Source organism: Bradyrhizobium sp. USDA 3397 (assembly GCF_054060965.1).
In genome coordinates, this window is the sequence record NZ_JBSSDS010000001.1 from 3,108,134 (window position 1) to 3,132,558 (window position 24,425).

At 61.1% G+C, this 24,425-nt stretch carries 18 protein-coding genes; 17 read left to right on the forward strand and 1 reads right to left on the reverse strand.

What is annotated here, in order from left to right:
* Positions 1–651 precede the first annotated feature (651 nt).
* The 11 genes from ACVWYQ_RS14680 to terL all read left to right on the forward strand — a co-directional run bounded on the left by ACVWYQ_RS14680 (position 652) and on the right by terL (position 16,650).
* Positions 652–1,800, forward strand: coding sequence for a helix-turn-helix transcriptional regulator (locus tag ACVWYQ_RS14680; protein ID WP_456725732.1), 1,149 nt, complete (start codon positions 652–654; stop codon positions 1,798–1,800).
* Positions 1,801–1,816: 16 nt separating this feature from the next.
* Complete coding sequence (locus ACVWYQ_RS14685; RefSeq protein WP_456725733.1) at positions 1,817–3,034, forward strand: helix-turn-helix transcriptional regulator; 1,218 nt, start codon at positions 1,817–1,819, stop codon at positions 3,032–3,034.
* Positions 3,035–3,504: 470 nt separating this feature from the next.
* On the forward strand, positions 3,505–4,158 hold the full coding sequence (locus tag ACVWYQ_RS14690; protein WP_456725734.1) for a helix-turn-helix transcriptional regulator: 654 nt from the start codon (positions 3,505–3,507) through the stop codon (positions 4,156–4,158).
* Positions 4,159–4,567: 409 nt separating this feature from the next.
* A complete protein-coding gene (locus ACVWYQ_RS14695) occupies positions 4,568–9,412 on the forward strand; it encodes a beta strand repeat-containing protein (protein ID WP_456725735.1) in 4,845 nt (1,614 codons plus the stop codon).
* Positions 9,381–10,601 (forward strand): calcium-binding protein, encoded by a 1,221-nt coding sequence (locus ACVWYQ_RS14700; protein WP_456725736.1) that lies wholly within the window; start codon positions 9,381–9,383, stop codon positions 10,599–10,601. Before ACVWYQ_RS14695 ends, ACVWYQ_RS14700 begins: the two co-directional genes overlap by 32 nt.
* A gap of 264 nt (positions 10,602–10,865) precedes the next feature.
* Positions 10,866–11,321 carry a YybH family protein gene (locus tag ACVWYQ_RS14705; RefSeq protein ID WP_456725737.1) on the forward strand — a complete coding sequence of 152 codons (456 nt, stop codon included), beginning with the start codon at positions 10,866–10,868 and terminating at the stop codon, positions 11,319–11,321.
* 625 nt (positions 11,322–11,946) lie between these two features.
* Positions 11,947–12,195 (forward strand): hypothetical protein, encoded by a 249-nt coding sequence (locus ACVWYQ_RS14710; protein WP_456725738.1) that lies wholly within the window; start codon positions 11,947–11,949, stop codon positions 12,193–12,195.
* Positions 12,196–12,577: 382 nt separating this feature from the next.
* Entirely contained in the window at positions 12,578–13,255 is a 678-nt protein-coding gene (locus tag ACVWYQ_RS14715) for a hypothetical protein (protein WP_456725739.1), read from the forward strand.
* A gap of 268 nt (positions 13,256–13,523) precedes the next feature.
* Positions 13,524–14,828, forward strand: coding sequence for a site-specific DNA-methyltransferase (locus tag ACVWYQ_RS14720; RefSeq protein WP_456725740.1), 1,305 nt, complete (start codon positions 13,524–13,526; stop codon positions 14,826–14,828).
* Positions 14,825–15,247 carry a DUF5681 domain-containing protein gene (locus ACVWYQ_RS14725; protein WP_275497472.1) on the forward strand — a complete coding sequence of 141 codons (423 nt, stop codon included), beginning with the start codon at positions 14,825–14,827 and terminating at the stop codon, positions 15,245–15,247. Before ACVWYQ_RS14720 ends, ACVWYQ_RS14725 begins: the two co-directional genes overlap by 4 nt.
* Positions 15,244–16,650, forward strand: coding sequence for a phage terminase large subunit (gene terL / locus ACVWYQ_RS14730; RefSeq protein WP_456725741.1), 1,407 nt, complete (start codon positions 15,244–15,246; stop codon positions 16,648–16,650). The genes ACVWYQ_RS14725 and terL overlap by 4 nt, the downstream gene beginning before the upstream one ends.
* Positions 16,651–16,875: 225 nt before the next feature.
* Here terL and ACVWYQ_RS14735 read toward each other — a convergent pair whose 3' ends face one another.
* Positions 16,876–17,271: a hypothetical protein gene (locus ACVWYQ_RS14735; RefSeq protein ID WP_456725742.1), complete on the reverse strand. Its 396-nt coding sequence runs from the start codon at positions 17,269–17,271 to the stop codon at positions 16,876–16,878.
* Positions 17,272–17,510: 239 nt separating this feature from the next.
* On the opposite strand from ACVWYQ_RS14735, the gene ACVWYQ_RS14740 reads away from it, so the two are divergent.
* The 6 genes from ACVWYQ_RS14740 to ACVWYQ_RS14765 all read left to right on the forward strand — a co-directional run bounded on the left by ACVWYQ_RS14740 (position 17,511) and on the right by ACVWYQ_RS14765 (position 24,407).
* On the forward strand, positions 17,511–18,371 hold the full coding sequence (locus tag ACVWYQ_RS14740; protein ID WP_456725743.1) for a YqaJ viral recombinase family protein: 861 nt from the start codon (positions 17,511–17,513) through the stop codon (positions 18,369–18,371).
* A complete protein-coding gene (locus ACVWYQ_RS14745; protein WP_456725744.1) occupies positions 18,355–19,509 on the forward strand; it encodes an ERF family protein in 1,155 nt (384 codons plus the stop codon). The genes ACVWYQ_RS14740 and ACVWYQ_RS14745 overlap by 17 nt, the downstream gene beginning before the upstream one ends.
* A gap of 62 nt (positions 19,510–19,571) precedes the next feature.
* Positions 19,572–20,081, forward strand: a complete 510-nt coding sequence (locus ACVWYQ_RS14750) for a hypothetical protein (RefSeq protein WP_456725745.1) — start codon at positions 19,572–19,574, stop codon at positions 20,079–20,081.
* A gap of 356 nt (positions 20,082–20,437) precedes the next feature.
* Positions 20,438–20,797 carry a VanZ family protein gene (locus ACVWYQ_RS14755; RefSeq protein WP_456725746.1) on the forward strand — a complete coding sequence of 120 codons (360 nt, stop codon included), beginning with the start codon at positions 20,438–20,440 and terminating at the stop codon, positions 20,795–20,797.
* Positions 20,798–21,255: 458 nt separating this feature from the next.
* Positions 21,256–21,819: a transglutaminase-like cysteine peptidase gene (locus ACVWYQ_RS14760; RefSeq protein ID WP_225136188.1), complete on the forward strand. Its 564-nt coding sequence runs from the start codon at positions 21,256–21,258 to the stop codon at positions 21,817–21,819.
* A gap of 515 nt (positions 21,820–22,334) precedes the next feature.
* A complete protein-coding gene (locus tag ACVWYQ_RS14765) occupies positions 22,335–24,407 on the forward strand; it encodes a carbohydrate-binding domain-containing protein (RefSeq protein ID WP_456725747.1) in 2,073 nt (690 codons plus the stop codon).
* Positions 24,408–24,425: the final 18 nt, after the last annotated feature.

A 24,425-nucleotide genomic window follows, 5' to 3' on the forward strand; every position in this document is an offset into this window, starting at 1 on the left:
ATGGTTGCGTCCTGCATTGAGGACATCATCGAGACCTCGTCTAGCGAGTCGGCGGCGCCCGAACAGGGAACGGCGGTGAGTCCGAGCGTCGGAAGTGTCTATTGTCGCGCACCTACTCGAGGGTCCGAATAACAATCCACGGCGGCGACGTAGTCGATTATAAAGCTAAATTACTCAAGCGCCCGGAATTTCGCGCTGTGTAGCGAATTCCTCTTGCCGCTCGATTAAATTGGTTATTAAATGTATATTTAATTAGCGCTTAGCATTAACCGTTCCGGCAACTCAGAGCAGGTCACGTACGAGGCCTCGACGATGCACCGACCGGACGTTGCCGCCGTTCTGCAGAAGGCAAGCAAGTTCCGTTCGAATGTGGTTCGCGGTTTTTTTAGCCAGATCGTTGCGCACGGATCTTGGGACCGCAGCAACTCGGAGGAGAGAGGGGTTATGGCAATCCAGATCGTAATGGACCAACGTGGCGACAGCCGTCGGCATTCGACCCCGGCGACATAGAGGAAGTGGCGAGGGCGGAGCAGCGGTTTTACGAGCTGACGAAATTCGTTGTCACTTTGCGCTGCTTCGACATGCTGGCGATTCTAGGCCAGATCGGCGCAAGAGTGCGGTTGCTCATTTTTCATTGATGATGGGCGGGGCATGTCTGTTTCCACCAGAGCTTTGCTTGAAACAGTCGATCAGATCTACCAGGCGGGCTGTGATCCTGCACACTGGCCGGAGGTGGTCGCGAGCTGCCACAGTCTGTTTCCAGGGACAGCCTTCAGTCTGTTCATCTGTATGGACGGCATTGGCCATCTTCCGCCGACAACGACAGCCGGCTGGGATCCGGAATCCATCCGGCAATACCTCGCGCACTATTACAAGCTGAATCCGTACAACGACCTGTTGCGGTGCGTTGCGCCGGGACAGGTGGCGCGAGCGTCCCAGATGTTCGGCCGGCAATGGCTTGACCGGCAGCCCTTCTATCACGAATGGCTGAAACCCGCCGGCGACTATACGCACGGCGCCAACCTGACGTTCAAGCGATCGCGCGGCTCCCTGACGCGGCTCAGCTGCGATATCCCGGAGCGCCTGTCGCATCTCGAAGCGCCCGCCGCGCAGTTCTTGCACAGCGTCGGTCGGCCCTTTGCGCGGGCGCTCGAAGTGACCTCCCGCCTGCGCGCGGCGCGGGCTATCGAGGGGGGATTGCAAGGGCTGCTCGATCGAATCTCCGGGGCCGTGTTCTTGGTGCGTCCGCCGCGCAAGGTGGTGGCTGCCAATCGACGGACCGTCGATTTGCTGGAGCAACGTCGGCTCGTGCGCATCTCGCTCGCATCGGAGCTGACGTTCGTCGCGTGTCGGGCCGACGAAGCGTTTCGTCGCGCGCTCCAGAGTGGTTTCGTGACGGCGAAGGCGCCGCCTCCGGCGAGCTTTACGGTGACGAATGGGGGCCACGGGCGCTATCAGGTTCTCGTGTTGCCGTTCAGGATCTCGAAGACGCTCGCGACTCTGGGCGCGGATCCAGGGTTTGCCCTCGTATTGATCAACGACCAGCGACGTGCGCCAAGTCCCCCGAGCGAGGTGCTTAAGGACCTCTATGGGCTGTCGCAAGCCGAAGCGAGTGTAGTCCTGAGTATCACCGAGGGTGACAGCCTGCAGACAACTGCCGATCGGCTTGGCATATGCCGCGCCACCGCTCGCAACCAGCTGGCAGCCGCGATGGCCAAGCTCGGTGTTCATCGGCAAGCGGAGCTGGTTGGCGTCGTGACGGCGCTGGCGCCATGTCTGGACCTCGGTCCGGACGAGTGACCGGAGGGGCGGCGCCATGCGTATCTTCCACGAGAAAGAGTTGCCCCGACTGCTAGATATGCTCTACGACTCGGCGCTCGATCCCGAACGATGGCAGGCGTTCCTCAATGCGCTGCCGGGACCCTTTGGCGGCGCGCGCGGCATCTTGCATTTCTATGATGTGGCTACGGCAACCACACCTGTATTCCAACATTTCGGCGACGATCCCGGACTCAACTCGTCTTATGCCGAGCATTTCCACAGCATTAATCCGTATCCACCGGCACGCCTCGAAACCATCCCAGTCGGCAAGGTAATTTACGCAAGCGATCTTCTTGACCCTGAGATCGCTGAACGCACCGAATTTTACGCCGATTTCATGAGACCGCAGGGCATCACCACCGATCATCTGGGTGTATCGCTCCACAACGACGGTCATGGCGTGACGCTGCTAAGCATCGCTCCGCACGAGTCCGTGTACCGCAGCAACAGAGAGAGCTACAGACGTCAGTTGGCGGTGCTGGTGCCGCACCTGATGCGCGCCATCGAGATCAATCGCCTTACGACGGCTGCGCGCACGGCGCAGCGAGCGCTCGGAACCGGTCTTGATGCGCTGAGGCTGGCCGCGTTCCTGGTTGATGGGACTGGACGACTCCTGCTCGCCAATCGAAAGGCTGAAGACCTGTTACGGCGAGACAGCGTGCTGTGCACCGATCGCTCCAAGCGGCTGCGCGCGGCCAACTGCGCCGACAACGCTGCGTTCGAGGTCACCATGATGCACGCCTTGCGCCCGCCGACGGCGCTCGCAACCCAGCCCGTGCGTTTGACCTCAACCGTCTCCGGACGGGCGTTCGTCGCCTGGGCCGTGCCCATGCGGTCGGAGCGGTCAAACGTACCGAACCATCGCTCGCAACTTATGCTCGGTCTCCGCGCTGAGGTGACGACCGTTCTCGTGCTCGTGGTCGCGGCCGGGTGCGCGTTATCTATTCCCCCAGGGGCGATCCAGGTGGCATTCAAATTGTCCGCCGCCGAGGCGCGGCTCGTCAGCGCGCTGATCGCGGGCCGGACACTGGCGCAGTACGCGCGCGACAGCGGCCACTCGCGCAACACCGTCCGCAACCAGCTCGCATCCGCGCTCGAGAAGACCGACACGCGGCGACAAGTCGAGCTCGTGGCCGCGATCGTCGGAACGCTGGGCATACTCGAATCTCGGCGAGACACCGGCGAGCATCTGGATCTGAAGCCGAACGAGTGATGAAACGTGCGATGCGGAACTGCCCCGAGCCAGAGTTTGCGGCAATCGAGGCGATCTACGACGCTGCTCCCTTTCCAGCTGGCCTGCAGTGCTTCAGTCTATCGCGGAATGCTTTGGCGATTTTGGAGCCAATCTTTTCTGGGCCCGCGACGATGGTCGCATTAGTGTTGTTGTTTCTCCCAGTCTGGCGCTCGCCGGCTCCGACTACGCACGCAATTGGGCGGACCGTGACATTCGCGCTATCCGTTTCAACGATCGGCTCTATCAAGTTCGGGGAGACGCGGTCACTGATCGTGATCTCACCTCCAATGAAGAGGTCGAAACCCACCCCTTCGACACCGAGTTTTCTCGCCAGCTACGGCCTCAGATGGGTAGCCTCGATAGCGATCTCTCACGACCCCCGAGTCATGGTTGGATTATCCATCCAGCGCCGTGAAACCAAACCGCCGTTCTCGGGACGGGAAATGTTGATGCTGACACGACTTGGCCGCCACGCTGAGAAGTCCTGGCGGCTTAGCATCCGCCTGTTCGAAGCCGAACTGGTGAACGTGAGCCTCGGCGACGCATTAACCCGGATCGATATCGGGGTACTCGTAATCGACATACTTGGTCGCGTGGTATTCTTCAATCGGGCGGGACAATGTCTCCTTGGTGATGGATTGGACATCGTCGACGAACGGCTGCGCACTCACCCGGCGGGTAACGCGGCGATCGGGCAGATGCTGAGCGATGGGGCAGGCTGCGCAACACTCGATCCCAAACCCATGCTGGTTGAACGCCCCAGGTCACATCGGTCCCTCGCGATTTATGTATTGCCCGTTGCTCGCCACGAGGTGGTGGCACACGACTTCCTGGTCAATGCACACGCCATGGTCCTTGCGATCGACCCATTGTCCATCGGACCACCCGACCCGAGTGTCGTCCGCGATGTTCTTGGTTTGACGTTCGGCGAGGCCAGGGTTGCGGCCCTCGTTGGCTCCGGTCACTCTCCAAGGGAGACGGCCGAGAAGCTCGGAATCGCGAACGAGACCGTACGAAACGTGCTCAAGCGAGTGTTCTCCAAGGTCGGCGTATCGCGGCAGAACGAGCTCGCCGCGCTGTTGTCGAAGCTTGTATTGCGCTGATGCTCGCTCCGGTTCGCGGACTTGTGGCGTTTCGCGTCCTGCTGAGTACCCTGGGCAGATGGCCTGGTGATTTCACGGGACCTTGTGCCTGTTGATCGTCATGGTTCGTCCCGACGAACAATCGCGGCTGCCCCTTCCAAGCAAACCTCTGGGATCGAGATCGGAAGGGTGTGCGGGATTTACAGGGTTACGCGATCCTCGCTAGACCCACTTGGGTCACGGCAGTCCGTCGCAACGTCGCTAGGGTGGAGCAGAGGCTTGGCGACCGCAAGCATCGCTTAGCTCCTACGAGGTACATGGCGATTGGTACATTTGCATCATTCGCGCCGCTCGCAGCCTGTTCAGAATTCGAGCGGCCATGCGCCCAAGAAAACAAAAACTAGGACGCGGCCACGGAGGGGAGACGACAATGACTATTCAGGCCATCGGATCTGAATTTCTGGTCAACGCCACGACGGCAAACGATCAGTCCCAGCCAATCATCACCGGGCTGGCCGACGGGCGTTTTGTCGTCGCATGGGCTGATTTCAGTCAGACGGGCGGCGACACGTCCTCGTGGGCGGTGCGGGCGCAGGTGTTCAACGCCGATGGCACGCCGGCCAGCTCCGAGTTCCTGGTCAACACGACGACGGCAAGCGATCAGATCGAACCCACCATTACCGCCCTGGCCGACGGGCGTTTTGTCGTCGCATGGACTGATGACAGTCCGACGAGCGGCGCTGCCGTGCGCGCGCAGGTCTTCAACGCGGACGGCACGCCGTCCGGGTCCGAGTTCCTGGTCAACACCGTGACGACTAGCCAGGTCAGGCCCGCCATAACCGCTTTGGCCGACGGGCGTTTCGTCATCGCGTGGGACGATTTCGACGTGGGCGAGTACGAAGTGCGGGCGCAGATATTCAACGCCGATGGCACGCCGGCCGGCTCCGAGTTCCTGGTCAACACCACGACGGCAAGTAACCAAGTTGAGCCCGTAGTCACCGCCCTGGCCGACGGGCGTTTCGTCGTCGCGTGGATGGATGTCAGTGAGACTGGCGGCGACACGTCCTCGTGGGCGGTGCGGGCGCAGGTGTTCAACGCCGACGGCGCGCCCTCAGGGTCCGAGTTCCTGGTCAACACGACGACGGCAAGCTTTCAGTACCTGCCAACCATCACCGCGTTGACCGACGGGCGCTTTGTCGTCGCGTGGACCGACGACAGCCGGACGGGCGGCGACACATCCGGGCTCGCCGTGCGGGCGCAGATACTCAACGCGGATGGCGCGCCGTCCGGATCCGAGCTCCTGGTCAACAGCACGACGGCAGGCAATCAGTCCGACCCAACCATCACCGCGTTGGCCGACGGGCGTTTTTTGATCGCGTGGACCGACGACAGCCAGACGAGCGGCGACACGTCCTCGTGGGCCGTGCGGGCGCAGGTATTCGACGCCGATGGCGTGCCGTCCGGCTCCGAGTTCCTGGTCAACACTACAACGGCAGGTAACCAAGTTGAGCCGGCAATCACCGCCCTGCCCGATGGGCGTTTTCTCGTCACGTGGACTGATACCAGCCAGACGGGCAGCGACACTTCCGGCAGCGCCGTGCGCGCACAAATCTTCGAGGTCGTGCCCGACAACCAGGCACCGGCCATCACCTCGAACGGCGGCGGCGACACGGCGAGCGTCTCGGTCGCGGAAAACATGACGGCGGTCGCGACGGTGACAGCCACCGACCCGGACCCCGGGCAGACCCTGACTTATGCGATCGCCAGTGGGGCGGATGCGAGCCTTTTCAACGTCGATCACAGCACGGGGGCACTTTCCTTCAACACCGCGCCGGACTTCGAGGCGCCGCTCGACGCCGGCAGCGATAACGTCTACGACGTCACGGTGCAGGTCTCCGACGGCAATGGTGGGACTGATACGCAGGCGATTGCCGTGACGGTCGGCAACGTCAATGAGGCGCCGACGTTCGTCGGCGATGGCATGACGACGACGGCCATCGGTCCGGCTGATGACTTTGGTCGAGGCGTAGCCGTGCAGCCTGACGGGAAGATCTTGGTGGCTGGAAGTAGCTTCAACGGCACGGGTGTCGACTTCGCCGTGGTTCGCTATGACGTAGATGGCCGCCTGGACACGACTTTTGGCAGTAATGGAAAGGTAGTCAGCGATTTCGGCGGTGCCGATGACAATGGCTATAGTGTTGTCGTAAACCCTAACGGCAACATTCTGGTTGCAGGCTATACTGGGTCGGGGGCGGACTCCGATTTTGCCATCGTGCGATTCAACGCCGACGGCAGTCCGGACACCGGTTTCGGCGACGGCGGCAAGGTCATTACAGATCTGCTGGTCGACGACTTTGGCCAGAGTGTAGCGCTGCAATCCGACGGCAGCATCGTAGTTTCAGGTTACAGCTTTAATGGCTCGAGCTTCGACTTCGCGATCGTGCGATACAGCGCGGATGGCAGCCTCGACACCACCTTCAATGGCGATGGAAGAGTTACCACGGCAGTCGCGTTCCACGACGCCAGCTACAGCGTCGCCTTGCAACCGGACGGCAAGATCATCGCCGCGGGCCATAGTTTTACCGGGAACGGGCCGAACGACTTCGCGATCGTTCGCTACAACCCGGACGGTAGTCTCGACACGAGCTTCGGTGGCGACGGCACGGTCACCACGGACTTTGGCGGTACCAATGACGTTGGTCAAAGCGTCGCCGTTCAGGCCAACGGCAAGATCGTAATTGCGGGCATCAGCCAAACGGGCCCGAATGCCGACATCGCCGTCGTGCGGTACAACGCCGACGGCAGCCTCGATACGTCGTTTGCCGGCGACGGCACGGTCAGGACTAGCGTTGTGCCGGGCAGCGACGTCGGGAGCAGCGTCGCGATCCAGCCCGACGGCAAGATTCTGGTCGCAGGCAATAGCTTCAACGGATCGAACACGGATGTAACCCTTGTCCGCTACAATGTTGACGGCAGCCTCGATACGGCCTTTGGCATTGGCGGAGTGGTCACGACGCAGATGGGCCTCGGCTCGGACGAAGGCTACAGCGTCAAATTGCAGCCCGACGGCAAGATCCTGATTGCGGGATATAGCAACAACGGGTCGAATGCCGATTTCGCGCTCCTTCGCTACAACGCTGACGGCAGCCTCGACACCACTTTCGGCGCGCCCGACCTGCTGTCGATCTCGATTGCGGAAAATATCACGGCCGTGGCGACCCCCGCCGCAACCGATCCGGAGGCTGGGCCGGCCCTCACCTATGCGATCACAGGCGGTGAAGACGCCAGCAAGTTCGTGATCAATGCCGATACTGGCGCGCTCTCTTTTGCCTCCGCCCCAAACTTCGAGACACCCACCGACGCCGATGGCGACAACGTATACAGGGTGACCGTGCAGGTTTCCGACGGTAGTGGTGCAACGAATACGCAGGCAGTTGCAGTGACCGTGACCGATGTCGACGACATCGCGCCGACGGTCATGAGCGTCACGCGCAGCGACGATACGCCGACGAATGCGCAAACAGTGCACTACACCGTCACGTTCTCCGAGGCGGTGACCGGCGTGGATGAGAGCCAGTTTTCTCTGACGACGACTGGCGCCGTGATCGGCGCCAGCATTGCCAGCGTGACGCCCGTCACGGGCAGCGATGGCGCACAATACGTAGTGACCGTCGATACGGGCTCTGGTGATGGCACGGTGGCACTCGGTGTCACCGGCGCGGAGGTGCGCGACCTCGCCGGCAATCCCCTGGCGGGAGGCGCCTTCCAGGTCATTTCGTCCATCTCAGGGATCGCTGGGCATGTCGCGAGCGGTGACCTGAGCGGCGATGGCAAGCAAGATCTCGTGTCCGAAGCCACCTCGGGCGAAATTTCGGTCATGCTGGGCAATGGTGACGGCACCTTCCAAGGGCCGGTGAATTACGCTGCAGGCCATGATCTCAACGGCGTTTCGATCGCCGATGTCGACAACGACGGCCTGCTCGATCTCGCTATATCGAACGCAGGCGCCAACGGAGCCATTGCCATACTCCTGGGCAATGGCGACGGAACATTCCAATCGGCGATTTCGTCCCCGACTAACCGCGCCCACTCATCGGATTCCGCGCTGGCGGACCTCAATGGCGACGGTCGACTCGACGTTCTCGTTGCGAACACCGGCGAGAATGGCGGCGTTTCCGTGCTCCTTGGAAACGGAGACGGTAGTTTCAGTCTCTCTACCGTGCTGGCCTCGAACGCGGATCCTCTCGGCGTTGCGGCCGCCGATCTCAATGGCGACGGCATCGTAGATGTCGCCTTCTCAAACGTTCCAGGGGCATTCGGCATTCAAATCTACCTCGGGACCGGAGCTGGGACGTTCACGGCGGCTCCCAATGTTCCCGCCTCCACACACACAGCTTCCGTCGCGCTCGAGGACCTCGACGGCGATGCCGATACGGACTTGGTGTTCAGTAGCTACGACGGAACCGTATCGGTGGCGCTAGGAAATGGCGATGGAAGTTTCCAGGCGCCGTTCTCCTATACACTCGGCATAGCAAGTGACGGTGTTGCACCTGGCACCGTGACACTCGCCAATGTCAATGGCGATACCGCATTGGATCTTGTGTACGCCAACCCGTTGTTGGATTCCGTTTCGGTTCTGTTCGGCAATGGTGATGGTACGTTCCAGAGCCAACAGCTATTTGCGACTGCCGGCACCCAACCCGGCTGGGCAGCAGTCGGCGACTTCACCGGTGATGGGCGGCTAGATATTGCAGTCGCAAACTTCGGCTCGAATTCGATCTCCATTCTGCAAGCCAGCCCTCAGACCCTTGTGGGGGATGCCTATGTCATCGACAAGAATGATACGCCAGCCATAACCTCCCATGGCGGGGAGGCAGCGGCAGGTATTGCGATCGCCGAGAATACGACGGCAGTCACGACTGTGACCGCCGCCGATCCGGACACGGGACAGACGCTCACCTATACGATCGGTGGCGGATCAGACGCGAATCTCTTCACGATTGATGCCAGCACCGGCGTGCTGTCCTTCAACGCCGCGCCTGACTTTGAGACGCCAATCGACGTCGACGCGAACAACGTCTACGACGTCATCGTCCAGGTCTCCGACGGCAATGGCGGAACAGATACGCAAGCCATTGCGGCTACGATCCAGAATGTGGCCGGCATATCCCTGATCGGCAACGGTGCCGCCAATACTCTGAACGGGACCGGTGAGGAAGATACGCTCAGCGGCCAGGGCGGCGGTGATACGCTGCCTGGGGCTCGCGGGCAATGACGCGCTTGATGGCGGCGCTGGTGGCGACCTGCTCGATGGCGGTACGGGCAACGACAGGATGGCCGGCGGCGCGGGTAACGACGCTTACGTGGTGGACAGTTCTGAGGACGTCGTCGTCGAGAATACCAGCGAAGGGACCGACACGATCCGGACGGCACTCGCGGTATTCACGCTTTCCGGAATCGCCAATGTCGAGAATCTCACATTCGTCGGCACCGACGATTTCGCAGGTACCGGCAACGCGCTGGCCAATATCATCACGGGCGGCGCCGACAATGACACGCTCGATGGCGCAGGAGGCGTCGACCGGCTGGTCGGTCTGGCCGGCAACGACACCTATCTTGTCGACAACTCGTCGGACGTAATCGTGGAAGCCGCGAATGCTGGCACGGACACCGTCCTGGCGACCAGCACGACCTATTCTTTGTCCGCAGATATCGAGAACCTGGCCTATGGCGGCACCGGCAGCTTCAATGGTACCGGCAACGGTTTGGCCAACACGATCACCGGCGGCAGCGGTGCTGACACGCTGTCTGGCGCTGGCGGCAACGACACGATCATTGGCGCCGGTGGGAATGACACAATCAGCGGAGGAGCGGGCGATGACATGTTCGTTGCCGCGGCAGGCGATGGCAACGATAACTATACCGGCAATGGCGGGAACGACACCTACAGCCTCGCCGGACTCAGCGCCGATGCAGTCATCAACCTGACTGCAGGGACGGCAACGAGCAGCGAGATCGGCACCGATAGTCTGACATCCGTTGAGAACGTGGTGGGGGGCTCCGGCCAAGACACGATCACGGCCAGCAATGCGAGGAGCGAGCTTTTTGGCGGAGCAGGCAACGACACATTCACATTCGCTAGCACCGCGGCGGCCGGCTTTGGCACCAATCGAGATCTGATAATCGATTTTACGGCTGCAGCAGATCGCATCGATGTCGGTGGGATCGACGCAAACGGAGGCCAAGCTGGCAATCCCGAGTTCGTGTTTGTTGGCGAAATCGCCAACGTGGTCGGCGGCGTGGGCCAACTCGGGCGGGGCCAACTCGGCTACCACTATGAGACCGACGCAAACGGCGCCGAGCATACCATCGTGGAGGGGAGTGTCGACTCTGACCCGAGCGCGGAAATCCAGATCGACCTGGTCGGCCGGCACACGCTCTCGGTAAGTGACTTCGTACTCTGACGTGCGCCGTTGTCGTTCGTGCCTAACGGAAACGAAGGGGGTCTCCTAGAGACGGGAACGGGCTTGCTAGCTATTGGCCGAGAGCCTTTGCCGATCAACGATGAACAACAAGGATGTCGGCGGCAGCGTGTACGAACAGGAACTGGTCAGTACTTGCCCATACCAAACCCGCGACCGCGCGATCGATGTTGCTAAGGAGGACGGAGGTAGGCCTCGTCTCCATCCCCTATTCGAAGGAGGCATCAACAGTAGGGAGTAACACTCATGCGCATATTGGGAGCTGTATGTCTTTCACTGTTGCTATCAACGGTCCCTGCGACTGCATCAGATCAAAATCTCAGGGACGAATTCGGCAGGTTGACGACAGCGTACGAGCAGCACTTCAACAAGAAGGATGCTGCAGGGATCACGTCGCTTTTCACCAAGAACTACCTGCGAGTGACCCAGAATGGGATTGAGCCGGACAACACCAAATATTATGAAGGCGCATTCAAGCGAGGGGCGGATCATCTGGCAATCACGACCAACGCTATTCAGCCTTTATCAGAGAACATGGTCATCCGCACCGGCGAAGCGCACGTCACCGGCAAGACCGAGAAGGGTGATCCTATTAACTTGAACATTGTCTGGACGACCCTTGATGTTCGTGAGAACGGGCAATGGAAGATCCGTATGCTGACATCGGTTCCCAAGCCGCAGCCGCCACAAGCAGCAAGGTAACTCGAGGAGAACTTGCGAGCGCGATCAAAGCGGCGGTGGGCGAACACTGCCGTTTTGCAATTAGCACTTGATATGCTTGCAGGAAGCGACTTTAGGAAAGCCCAAGCGCCCGTTGAACAAGGTTCGCTATGCCGCCGCTGTTGAGGATAGGCAGACAGGGGGCCATCTGGCGATCATTGGGCCACGCGAAAAATAGCCCTCTTAAAGCAACGCCATGTGGCGCACACCATAAATGGATGCTTCGCAAATCGCTACGCTCTCGTAGGCTCGGAGGGATGTCACCGTTCCTTCGACGAAAATCACTTATGGAGAACATGAAGCCGAACTGGCCTCGCTGCGCACGCGCGCCGACCCTGAATAATCACAATTCAGGCGATCCACCACAACGTTGAGGCTGGCAAATGGCCACTTTCATTGACAACGCACAGGCGCAAATCGACCGGGCAGAGCCTCTAACAAGAAGGGCGCAATGCGGCCGGGTGTCAACCTGTCGGAGGTCGCCGGACACTCTGCATCGCGGGACGCCTGCTGTTCCGCGGGAAAGCAGGCGCTGACTGTGGCAGCGCCGGTGTTCCTTGCCGTCAAGGAGGTCGATGGCGGTCATGTCGGCCGAGGAGCAGGTACCATGACGCGGCTTCCTCGGGGCGCGAAGGTTCACGCCGCCTTGGACTTCATCGACATGCGCAAAGGCCTCGATGATCTCGCCATGCTGGTGCCGGGCGTGCTGCGGCACGATCCGTTCACCGGATCTGACGGCGTCGACCCGCTGGGCGACCGTCTGCTCCTCATCACCACTGGAAGCGCAGCGACTTCGGGCCCCTCGCCTATCCTGAAGACGTGCTCCAGCGCATGCCCCAATGGGCACCCTCATTAGCCGGCTCGACGAGCTCCTGCCCTGGAAACTGGCGACCAGCGCCGCCGTCAACTGACATCACGCGTCAGAATGGACGTTTACGAACGGCCGTCGAACGTACAGACCCAAGGCCCCAAGGCTCGCAATAGCTGAACACCAAGCCCTTCTACGGCAGCTCGGAATGATGCTCGATCTGCTCCAGCTCCGCTTTGCTCAAAAGCTGCCTGTAACCCTGCTACCCGCCCCGGCATGATCCCCGGTGGTAATCGATGGGGTCGTGTTTGCTGTTGGGTACCAACGATCAGGATCACCGTAGTGGTTACGACCGTAGCGCTACGGATTGAGCATCAAGCGCCTGCGCCCCACGTTGATCTTGGGCTCCATTAGCATGCAGAGGGACAACATGCCCCGTAGCGAATGGCTAGAACCGGAAGGACGCAATCACCGGCGCTCGATTGCCGATGCCATTGACGTTCTGCACAAGCACGCCGCTTTCGACGGGCGGTGTACCGTAGAAATCCGGATCCGTCGCTTGCAGCTTCTCTCACGAGACGTCGTCGGCTTGGTCGCTGTTTTTGCCGAGAACACGACGGCGGAGACAACTTTCGTCGTCACGCTCCGCACCTGCAAGAAGTTTCGCGCCGAGCGTCACGATAGCCGGGAAATGGAGGAATTCGACATCTTTCGTCTCGACGGATCGACCGTCGATGGCGGCGGCAATGTCGAGCTTGTCGATGGCACGCAGCTTTGCGCGGTCGATGTGATCCCCGCGTTGCTACCCTATCACGTAACCGACCTCGAGTGGCGTATTCTGCATTACACCATCGCGATGATGAAGGCTGAGCGGGGGTGCTACACGTACCCGATCCGCTTTGCCAGACCCTGCGACGCACTGGATTGCAGCGCCCTGCCGAGCCTTGAGGGAAGGGTTCCCCTGCTAAAGCAGATCCAAGGTTACATTGCTGCGCAAGAGCCCGGGCTTGAAGGCCTCTCGCTGCAAAAGATAGCCGATACGCTGCACAAGTTTGGCGTGCGGATACCCAGACGGCGCCTACGCGACCCCTCGGATCAGCGACCGTAGGCCAAGGCGCTTTATTGCCACAATTCGACTGGGATCACGCTTGATGCAAGCATCCGAAAAAAGTTGAATATCACCAGCTCCTTCAACAACAAGGAGCAGCAACATGACGGTGGGTCGAACAAAGGCCGCCTCCAAACCACGGCCTGACAGACGTACCGCGCTTTCCAACTCCAGTAAACGAACTAAGCACCTCGACCGTCCCATTGGAGGAGATTTGAAGGCTGCCAAGACAAGCACTGGCTTGTCGCCAGCTGTTCTACGCGACCTGATGCTTCTGCCGCTCGGAGATCTCAAGCGAGCTACCAAGAACGCGCGAACCCACACCAAGAAGCAAATCAAGCAAGTCGCCAACTCGATCCTGCGATTCGGATTTACCTACCCGATCCTAGCGGACGCAAATCGGCGGATCATCTGCGGCCATGCCCGCTGGGAGGCGGCCAAGCAGCTTGGCCTGAAGGAGGTCCCCGTTTTGGTGATGCGCGGCCTGAGGGACGCGGAAAAGCGGGCGCTGGCTCTCGCCGACAACAAGATACCAGCGAATGCAGGCTGGGATCGCAAGCTGCTCGCCGAAGAACTCGGTGAGCTCGCGTCCTTGCTGCCGGAATGCAATCTCACCCTCGACATCACCGGGTTTGCGCCGGCCGAAATCGACGGGTTGATGCTCGATTTCGGCAGCTCGGAGCATGATTCAGGTGACGCGCCCTGCACGATCGGCGAGCAGCCCATCAGCCGCAGGAGCGAGCTGTGGCAGCTTGGTGCGCATCGGGTACTGTGTGGCGATGCCTGCGATCAGAGCGATTGGGCGCGGTTGATGGGATCCGATCGGGCCAGCATGCTGATCGCCGACTGTCCATACAATGTGCAAATTTCCAAGACGCTCGGCCGCGGCAAGATCAAGCACCGCGAATTTGCGGTTGCCTCTGGTGAAATGTCCGCACCCGAGTTCACCGACTTTCTCACGCGCTGGATGCGCCTAGCCGCCCAATTCTCGCAGGACGGCTCACTGCACTTTGCGTTCGTTGACTGGCGCCACCTTGGCGAAATGCATGCCGCGGGCCGCGCCGTCTACGGTCCGCTGCAGAACCTCGTGGTCTGGAACAAAACCAACGCCGGCCAAGGCAGCTTCTATCGCTCGCAGCACGAGCTGATCTTCCTCTACAAGAACGGCGATGCGCCGCACCTGAACAACATCGAGCTTGGTCGCCACGGCCGCAACCGCTCCAATGTGTGGACCTGTGCCGGCGTCAACACTTTCCGCAAGGATCGCCTCGATGATCTCACGGTGCATCCCACGGTAAAGCCGGTCGCCCTGATCGCGGATGCGATCAAGGACTGCACCCGGCGCGGCGATCTCGTGCTTGATCCCTTCCTGGGCTCGGGCACCACCGTGCTGGCGGCCGAGCACGTCGGCCGCAGGGCCTGCGGGTTGGAGATCGACCCATTGTATGCCGATGCCGCAATCCGCCGCTGGCAGGACGTCACCAAGCGCGATGCCATCCTGGTCGCGACCGGCCAGACCTTCGATGAGGTGGCGGCCGAACGAGCGACCACGTCAGCGGAGCGCAGCACATGAGCCGCCGCAAGCAAACCGGACCGGGCGGCGGGCGCGGGAAACGAGCCGACGTCGGCTACGGCCGCCCGCCCCCTGAGCACCAATTCAAGCCGGGTCAGTCCGGCAACAAGCACGGTCGGCCCAAAGGCTCAAAGAACGAGGCGACCATCATCAACGAGATTCTCGACCGAAAAATTTCCATCCGTGACAACGGTAAGGCGCGGAAGATCACCGTGCTCGAAGGGATCCTGACCAAAGCTGCCGACGATGCGCTGAAGGGCAAGGACAAAGCGGCCGCCTTCCTTCTCAACCGCAAGCAGCAGGTCGAGTCCAGCGAACAGCCTGCAGCGCCGCAGCTCGACATCGACGATCGCAAGGTCTTGGATTTTTATAACGCACAGCTCTACGAGAAATTCAAAAAGCAAGGAGACTCCGAATGACTGCCCACGACTTCGCATTGCTCAACGCCATCTTGCGCGCTGACTTCGTCAGCTTTGTCTACCGCTGCTTTCTTCACCTCAACCCCGGCGCTAAATTCCTGCCCAATTGGCACATCCAGGCGATTGCCTATCAGCTCGAGCGCGTACGTCGCGGCGAGCTGACGCGTTTGATTATCAACATGCCGCCGCGCTACCTCAAATCGATCACGGTATCGGTGGCCTTTTCGGCATTCCTGCTGGGGCACGCGCCGGGCCGCCGCATCATTTCCCTCAGCTATGGCGATGACCTCTCGGCCAAACATGCCAGCGACTTCCGCTCCATCGTGCATTCCGACTGGTACCGGCGCGCGTTTCCCGAGATGCACATCGCGCGCAGCACCGAATCCGAGCTGATCACGACCCGGCGCGGTTCACGCCGGACGACATCGGTTTCAGGGACACTGACGGGACTAGGCGGTGACCTGATCCTGATTGATGATCCGCAAAAGCCGGCCGATGCGCAATCGGAGTCGCGCCGAACTGCCGTGAACCAATGGGTGACCAATACGCTGATGTCGCGGCTCGACAACAAGCTGACCAGCGCGGTGATCTTGGTGATGCAGCGTGTTCATCTCGACGATCTGTCCGGGTTTATGGCCAGTTCATCCGATGAGTGGGAGATGCTGAACCTGCCCGCGATCGCCGAGAGCGACGCCGCGATCCCGATCGGGCCCAACCAATTCCATCTCCGGAAGGCAGGTGAGGCGCTGCATCCGGCCCATGAATCGATCGAGATGTTACGGAAGCTACAGCAGACGCTTGGGCCCGATGTGTTCGCTGCGCAATATCAGCAGGCGCCGGTGCCGGCCGGCGGCGCCCTGATCAAGCGCAATTGGCTGCGATATTACGACGAGCCCCCATCACAAGATGGGCTGGGCTGCCGCATCATCCAGAGCTGGGATACGGCTGCGAAAAACGGCGCCCAAAATGACTGGTCGGTGTGTACGACCTGGCTGGTCGTGGACGGGACCTACTACCTGCTGGATCTCGTGCGCGGCCGGTTCGAGTATCCGGCGCTGCGGGATACCGCGATCGAGCTCGCCAGGCGCTTCGAGCCGCACGAAATCCTGATCGAGGAGGCCTCCACTGGAATTGCCTTGGCCCAGGAGCTCAGCGATCGGACGGATTGCTTCGTCAACCCGATCAAGGTCGAGCACGACAAGATCGGTCGCCTTTATGTGCAGCAGGCCAAGTTTGCCGCCGGACGGGTGCGGTTTCCCAGGAACGCGCCATTCTTGCCCGATCTCGAGATGGAGCTATTGACCTTCCCGCAAGGCCGTCACGACGATCAGGTCGACAGCATCAGCCAGGCGCTTGCTTACGATGACACCAATGGCTACGACCACACATTCAGTTGGCTCTGATGATTGCCGCTAAGTGAGGCTCTTCATCATCCAATCGTGCAGCCCCAGCTGTATGATGGTCAAACCGAGCTCGCGACCGGTCCAGACGCGACTGTCGGAGCGGTAGTCGGGGGGGCGCTCAGCGCCCTCGACCAATCCCATCAACCGTCGGTGCGCGGTCGAGGAGCTTTGCCGCAGCCGTGGGGCGCCGCGCCCTTTTTCAGAACGAAGCCACCTGACCTTGCCTCAGTCGCGTGCCAAACCTAGCAAGCGAAGCGTCCGCTTCTGCTGCACCAAAGCGGCGCGGTCGTAGCGCTCCAGCCCTTGGAGGCCTTTCAGATCGGCGGGCAGCGGGCCGGTCAGAAGCGCAGCCAACATCGCTTGCCGCAGGCTGCGGATGTGCAGCCGTGCGAGCTTGGAGCGCGCAAGCGCCATCGCCGCATCGAGCGTGGCCTGAGGCCCGAGCTCGGAAGCAATCGCGACGGCAAGATTCGCCGCCTCGGCAGGATCGCTGATATCGCTGCGCGCCAGCCCGTGACGCAGCGCGTTGCGGCTGGACCTCGTCTTCCCACCCGCCGTTTTCGGCCCGGTGCTGCGCTTGGCGTTCTTGCGATTGGCTTCAATTTGTCGAACTGACGTCATGTCGGAGCGCCTCTGTCGGGGCGGGTTGCGCCCCCCGAAGAATCGCTCCAACCTTCTGAACTCTCAACGCTTTTCACGCCGAACGAAACGCATAATTGCTGCAGAAAGGACTGGCATTCCCGGGCAAAAGGAGCGTTAATCCTCGGACCGGCCTTTCGGCCCTTGGCCCCGGTCTGCCCCTCGCAGCGGCGGGGGTTTTGGCGGTGCGGCGGCAAGCCGCATCAACCAAGGAGAGACCGGTGACCAAAACTGCAACCGACGGCGCCGAGGCGCCGCGCTCCGTCATCAGTTTGAACCGCCACGACCGCCGCGCCTTCATTGGCGGCTCCGACGCGCGCATCATCATGGGCCAGGACCAGAACGAGCTCATTCGCCTGTGGCGGGAAAAGCGCGGCGAGATCGCGCCACCAGATTTGTCCCGCAACCTGGTGGTGCAACTCGGCAACGCCACCGAGGCGCTCAACCGTGCCTGGTACCAGGCCGCCACCGGGCGCGTCATCACCGACATCCAGAAGCGGGTGCGGCATTCCGTGCACGGCTGGATGGCGGCCACGCTGGACGGCATCGTCGAGCAGACCGGCGCGGTGTTCGAGGCCAAGTTCATGCTGCCCTGGGGCTTTACCGAAGAGGCGGCGGCGGAGAAGCACATGGCGCAGCTGCAGCACAACATGTGGGTGGTCGCATCGCGCGCGGCCGTGCTCTCGATCATCACCGGCGGCGGCAAATGGGTCGAAATCACCGTGCATGCCGACCCGCTCTACCAGCACCTGCTGCTGACTGCGGAGAAGAAGTTTTGGCGCTGCGTGCAGAGCGGCGAGCCACCGCTGCTGTTTGGGATCGAGACCCCACGGCCGCGGCTTGCCGCGGTCAAGGTCGTCGACATGAGTGCGTCCAATGTCTGGGCCGAATGTGCGGCGATCTATCTGCGCACCCGCGAGGCCCATGCCGAGCACGAGCTGGCCAAGGCCGAACTCAAGAAGCTGCTGCCGGAGGATGCCAAGGAGGCGTTTGGCCACGGCGTTCGCGCCAAGCGCTCCAAAGCCGGCGCGATCAGCTTTGATCCGGTTGAGATGGAGCGCGTCCATGCACCAGGCCAGTGAGCAAATCGGCGCGATCGCGGCGGCGCTGGCCCGCGCGCAAGCCGAACTGACCAACCCGGAGAAGACCCTGACCGCTCAGATCCGCTCGCCGTTCCTGCGCGATGACGACCGCACCTTTCGCTACGCCTCGCTGGCGAGCGGCCTCGACATCGTGCGCAAGACCTTGAGCCAGCAGGAGATCGCCACCATCCAGACCACCCGGGTCGAGCCAACCAGTGGCCACATCCACCTCACCACCCTGCTCGCCCATTCCTCCGGCGAGTGGATCTCCTCGGACTGGCCGGTCTGCGCCGCACGGGACATCGAGGCGCCGCATCGCATGGGTGCGGCGTTGACCTACGCCCGACGCTACGCCCTGTTCGCGCTGGTCGGGATTGCCGGCGAGGATGATCTCGACGCCCCGGATACGGTCGCCGTTCCACCCGCACCGCCCAACCTCAAGGCCGCGCCCGGCAAGGGCGCGCTCAACCGTGCCCCGGTGCTGCGGCCGGGGGAGTCCGCCGCACTCCGGGAGCAGCTGTTGCGCCAGCTCGAAGCGCTGCCTGCCAGCGCCGATCTGCTCGGCTGGGCCATGGCGAGCCTCCCGCTGAAGAACAGCCTGCAGGAGCCGGATGCCCGGCGCGTCGAGGCCGCCTATCAGGCCAAGCTTGAGGACGCCGCGCGTCCCGCCGAAAGCCAGACCGACCAACCGGCCGTCCTGGATGGCGCCCCAAGCCTGCCCGCCGCGGCGGCTGCGGATGCCGACGCCGCGCTGCAGCCCACGCCACCCGAGGCCGGGCTCGCTCATCCCAAGGAGCCGCCGCGCAAGCGCAGCAAGGCGCACCTGCTGTTTGTCCGCGAGCAGCCCTGCCTGGTGTGCCGGCAAACGCCGTGCGATGCCCATCATTTGACATTCGCCCAGCCGCGGGCGCTCGGGCGCAAGGTCAGCGATGAGTTCACGGTGCCGCTGTGCCGCGCCCATCACGAGGAGCTGCATCGGCACGGCAACGAGCGGGCGTGGTGGGCGAACCTGCAGATCGCCCCACTGCCGGTCGCGCAGGAGCTGTGGGCAACGAGCCCGGTGCAGGGTCCGACCGAGACAGCGGGCGGCAGCGCAGCCGCCCTCGCCAGCCTGGGCGCGGAGACCGCATCCCGATGAACGGCCCCTTCCAAACCGCGCCCGAGCTGACCGCCACTGCGCTCCCGGCGGAGTTTGCCGCCTTGGCGCCGCCGCCCCTGCTGCTGCCCGGCGAACATCTCAACCATTACCATGCGCTGCGACAGGCCATCTTTGCGGACCTTGCGCCCCGGTCCGCCATCGAATGGCTGCTTGCCATCGACGTGGCCGAACTGTCCTGGGAGATCCTACGCTACCGCATGTTACGGCACAAACTACTCGAGACCTATCGCCAAAAGGCGATCGAAGCGGCGCTCCGGCGCATTGACATGGTCGGGATCGATCCCGACTTCGAGCCCCAGGCCGAATACTACACCCAGCAAAATGCCCTGAGCTGGCGCACTGACCCGATCGCTGCGACCGAGATCGAGGCGCGCCTTGCCGCCTATGGCTGCGATCAAGACGCCGTCACCACCGAAGTCTACGTCCAGGCGCGCGAGGTCCTGGTGCTGTTCGAAGGCTTGCTCAACGCCGCGCAAACCAAGCGCACGCTGCTGCTGCGCGAGATCAGGCATCAGCGCTTCGTCAGCGCACCGATGCGCCGGCCACGCTGAAAGATCAGATCGATATTCCCGACCGCGCAGTCTCGCATCTCGCTTGCGCTCACAGATGTGTTCGCTTGATCAGAGTTCCAAAAGCGAAATGCGAAGCAACATCGGAGTAGCGGCATGTACCCGCAAGCTTCGGGGTCGCCTACCGCTGCGAACTCCGCCACAGCAGGCGCTCACAACTCGTTCACTCGGACGAACGCAAATACAGGCTGCGCCTAAAACGGTTTCTGCCGATCGATCGTGCGGCCCCTGCCTACCTTTTGATCATCCGATACGGTTGATAACCGCTCCGACACAGGGCCAGATGTTCGCGCCGCTCGCCTCATTGCACCGAACACGAACTCTGGATCATAACAGACATGGTCAAGTTCTTTCTCGCCTCGGGATGGTTGGCTCTCGCCCTCGTCGCTTTCGTGACGCTCGCTCCCATTTACGATCGGCCCATGATTGCGCCGCCTAACGTCGAGCGCTTTGCCGCATTCTTTATCCTCGGTCTCGCGCTCGTGCTGGCCTACTCGAATCGCATTATCCTCATAACTCTGATCGTCGTCGGCAGCGCAGTTATCCTCGAAGCCTTGCAGCTGCTGACTCTCGATAGACATGGTGACCTCATGGATGTGCTGGTCAAAGTGGCTGGTGGTGTCTGCGGGATCTCTGTCGTCACTCTCGCGCGCGTCGGTATAGCTCAGGCAATGACCAAGATCGTATCTCGCGGATGAGCGGCACGGCTCTGAAATACGTCTGCTGCTAGCGACCGCTACAAGCTAAGGCGGCGCGAATAACAAGGCCAGCCCGTCATGGACGATCTCTGGCTGATCGCAGCTATGTGTCGCTCGGCTTGAGAGCCGGGTGCATTCTGCGGGACCAAGAGCCACCGCGATGGCACCGCAAATTGGGCCGGCGGCTGCTCGAAATGACGCTGGCGCCTCAGTGTGCCAAGCAGTTTCCTGGACAGCGAAGCCAATTTTTTCAGGTGGAAGTCTGTCCCGTTTCTCTGGAGCGGTGATCGTCCTCGTGACCACGTTCGCAGCAGCGCCGCGTTGTTGGTTAGGCAAACAGCTGCGGCAGCGACGCTTCAAGGCTAGGCATCAATTGCCCCATAATTGATATAGCGCTCCCATTCTTGCGCCTGCAATATGCAGCGATGGTGTAGTCGTTTCTGTCAGGCACCCAAGTGATGATCCGATATGCTGCAAGCACACTTGCCATAATGTATTGGATTTGCGGCCAACCGGCCTATTGCGGTTTTGAACAGCAAGTCGCCGCCCCCCTTTCGTTCGCGCTGTTCTGCGTCCGATATCCCGAAGATTGCCAGCAACATGGCGATCTGCGCATCACAGATTTCCGTTCTCGTAGTCAGCGATGGCGACAGCTCAACCAGATCAATTCCATGGTCAATTTCAGCATCATGCCGAAGGCGTTAGCGGCAAGCCGGAATGACTATGACTGGCAGATCTTTCCCAGCGAGGGAAACTGCGCGGACTATGCTGTCACAAAGCGCCATCTCCTGCTGCGAGCTGGTTGGCCGAGTTCGTCTCTTCTCCTTGCGGAGGTTGGCATTCGGGCAACCGGAGAAAACCACCTGGTTCTGCTTGTCCGAGAAGGCAGAGCTATTTTGGTTCTCGACAATCTGAGTACGGCCATTCTCAACGTCAACGAAGCTTCCGACCAATACGCTTTCCTGCGCATACAATCGCGTCACGACCCGCAACTCTGGACACGTAGGCTTACCGTATCGTAAGTCCGTGGAATGGCCGAGAGTCGACGAGACCTGGTCCATGCGCGCCTTGGTCCGAAGTCATGGCGGGTTGGCTTATGACGCGCTATCAGCCGACCGCAGCTGACTGGCTCGGCCCAAGCCCACTGCTCTGCGTCTGTTGTGATTCAAGAGAATTGACGCAGTACCGCGAAGTCAGCGTCCGCGCCGGGAAATCGCCTAAAATTGGTGCAGGGATGCGCTTCCCTCACCATGCACTTCCAGGCTTGACGAGCGTATAGTCGAGAGAGATCGCGGTGATCCGGTCCTTTGAATTTGCTCTTCAAGGGCGTGCGGTAGGTCAGGCCCTCACATGCCGACACTGACGGTCCGATCCGTGTGAACTGTCTACTGACGCAAGTTTGATACTCCGAGCCGTCGAACGATCAACGCATCGCGAGCAAGTCTCTCACAGCTTTCACTGCAGCAACTTAAAGCATTCGTTTCTCGCGCAGATATTTCGTTCGTACCGCTCAGGGCTTTACTCGCGGAGATTTTCGATGATCGATCTTAGCGGCTACAAGCTGACGTTTGACGATGAATTCAATTCCAGGAGCATTTCACTTACTGGCGCCGGCACGAAGTGGGCCGACACCAGAGCCGAATGGCGGGGCGATGCGGCGTCCGACGTTGGCTTCGGCACCAGCTCGTTCGTCGACCCCAGCTCGGGATACGATCCTTTCTCTGTTTCCCAAGGAGTGCTTGCGATTACCGCTGTTCCGGATCGTACTCCATTCGGAGTTCCCGAAAGCTGGGAGTCCGGACTGATAACAACCCAGAGAACCTTCTCGCAACAGTACGGTTACTTCGAGATTCGGGCAGAGTTCTCGTCGTCACCAGGTGCTTGGGATGCATTTTGGCTGCTGCCCGTGAACAATCTTCCCGATCCGAATGGGCTCGGACGGTGGCAAGAACTCGATGTTGTTGAGCGCTATGGCGTCTGGAGCAAAGGGGTATACAGCACCATCCACACCACGGACCGAGCGTTGAATGACAACTGGCAGACGCAGCTCCAAGTCTACAGCGAATTGCCCAATCCTGGTGGCTATCATACCTATGGCGTAAATTGGCAGAAAGAGCAGATCAGTTTCTATGTCGATGGCCAGCTGGTTGGGAGTCGCGCAACGCCGAGCGACATGCATCAACCCATGTACCTTCTGGCGAATCTTGCTACGCAAGAGCCCGCAAGCCTCGCACGGGTGCCTATCACCAGTAAGATCGACTACATCCGCGTTTATTCTGCCGAGCCATCCGCCACAGCTGTTTCTCTGGAGCCGGTCTCGTCTCCAGCGGGTAATGATCCCGGGACCTACGGTGCTGCAACTGCCTCGAGCACACCCCAAGTCACACCGACATCAACATCGATCGGCGCCGGTCCCGATCAACTCGTGTTCAAGATCAGCGAAGATGCCTATCTTGGAGACGCGCTCTACACCATCTCGGTCGATGGCAACCAGGTCGGCGGGACATTGACGGCCCATGCATCGCATGCCGGCGGTCAATCCGACACGATCGCGGTGCACGGCAATTGGGGACCCGGCGATCACACCGTCCTGGTTCACTTCCTTAACGACCGCTGGGATGGCACCCCGGCTACCGACCGTAATCTTTACGTGGACTCCGTCAGCTTCAACGGTGCGAACCTTCCGCAAGGTGCCATCGGAAACGTACTCGGACAGACCTTCAGCTTCCATGATGGTGCACCGGCCGAGCCGACCACACCGGTGATAACGACCCCACCTCCGACAAATACAACCGGTACGCCTTCACAAACACAAAACGGCTCATCACTATCGATCGGTGCCGGTCCGGATCAACTCATCTTCAAGATCAGCGAAGATGCCTATCTTGGAGACGCGCTCTACACCATCTCGGTCGATGGCAACCAGATCGGCGGGACATTGACCGCCCATGCATCGCATGCGGCCGGTCAATCCGACACCATTGCCGTGGACGGGGATTGGGGACCCGGCGATCACACCGTCCTGGTTCACTTCCTTAACGACCGCTGGGATGGCACCCCGGCTACCGACCGTAATCTTTACGTGGACTCCGTCAGCTTCAACGGTGCGAACCTTCCGCAAGGTGCCATCGGAAACGTACTCGGACAGACCTTCAGCTTCCATGATGGTACATCGCCCGACACGAGCGCGCCAGCGACCACGCCTGTACTGCAGACAAACCCGACCGGTACGCCTTCCCAAACACAAAACGGCTCATCGACATCGATCGGCGCCGGTCCGGATCAACTCGTGTTCAAGATCAGCGAAGATGCCTATCTTGGCGACGCGCTCTACACTATCTCGGTCGATGGCAACCAAGTCGGTGGGACATTGACGGCCCATGCATCGCATGCGGCAAATCAATCCGAGACTATTGCCGTGCACGGGGATTGGGGACCCGGCAATCACACTGTCCTGGTCCACTTTCTCAACGACCGCTGGGACGGCACACCCGACACCGACCGCAATCTTTACGTGGACGCTGTCAGCTTCAACGGAACGAACCTGCCGCAGGGCGCGATCGGAAACGTGCTCGGCCAACTCTTCAGCTTCCATGATCTAGTTGGGTAGGTGGGTTGAACGATAGCT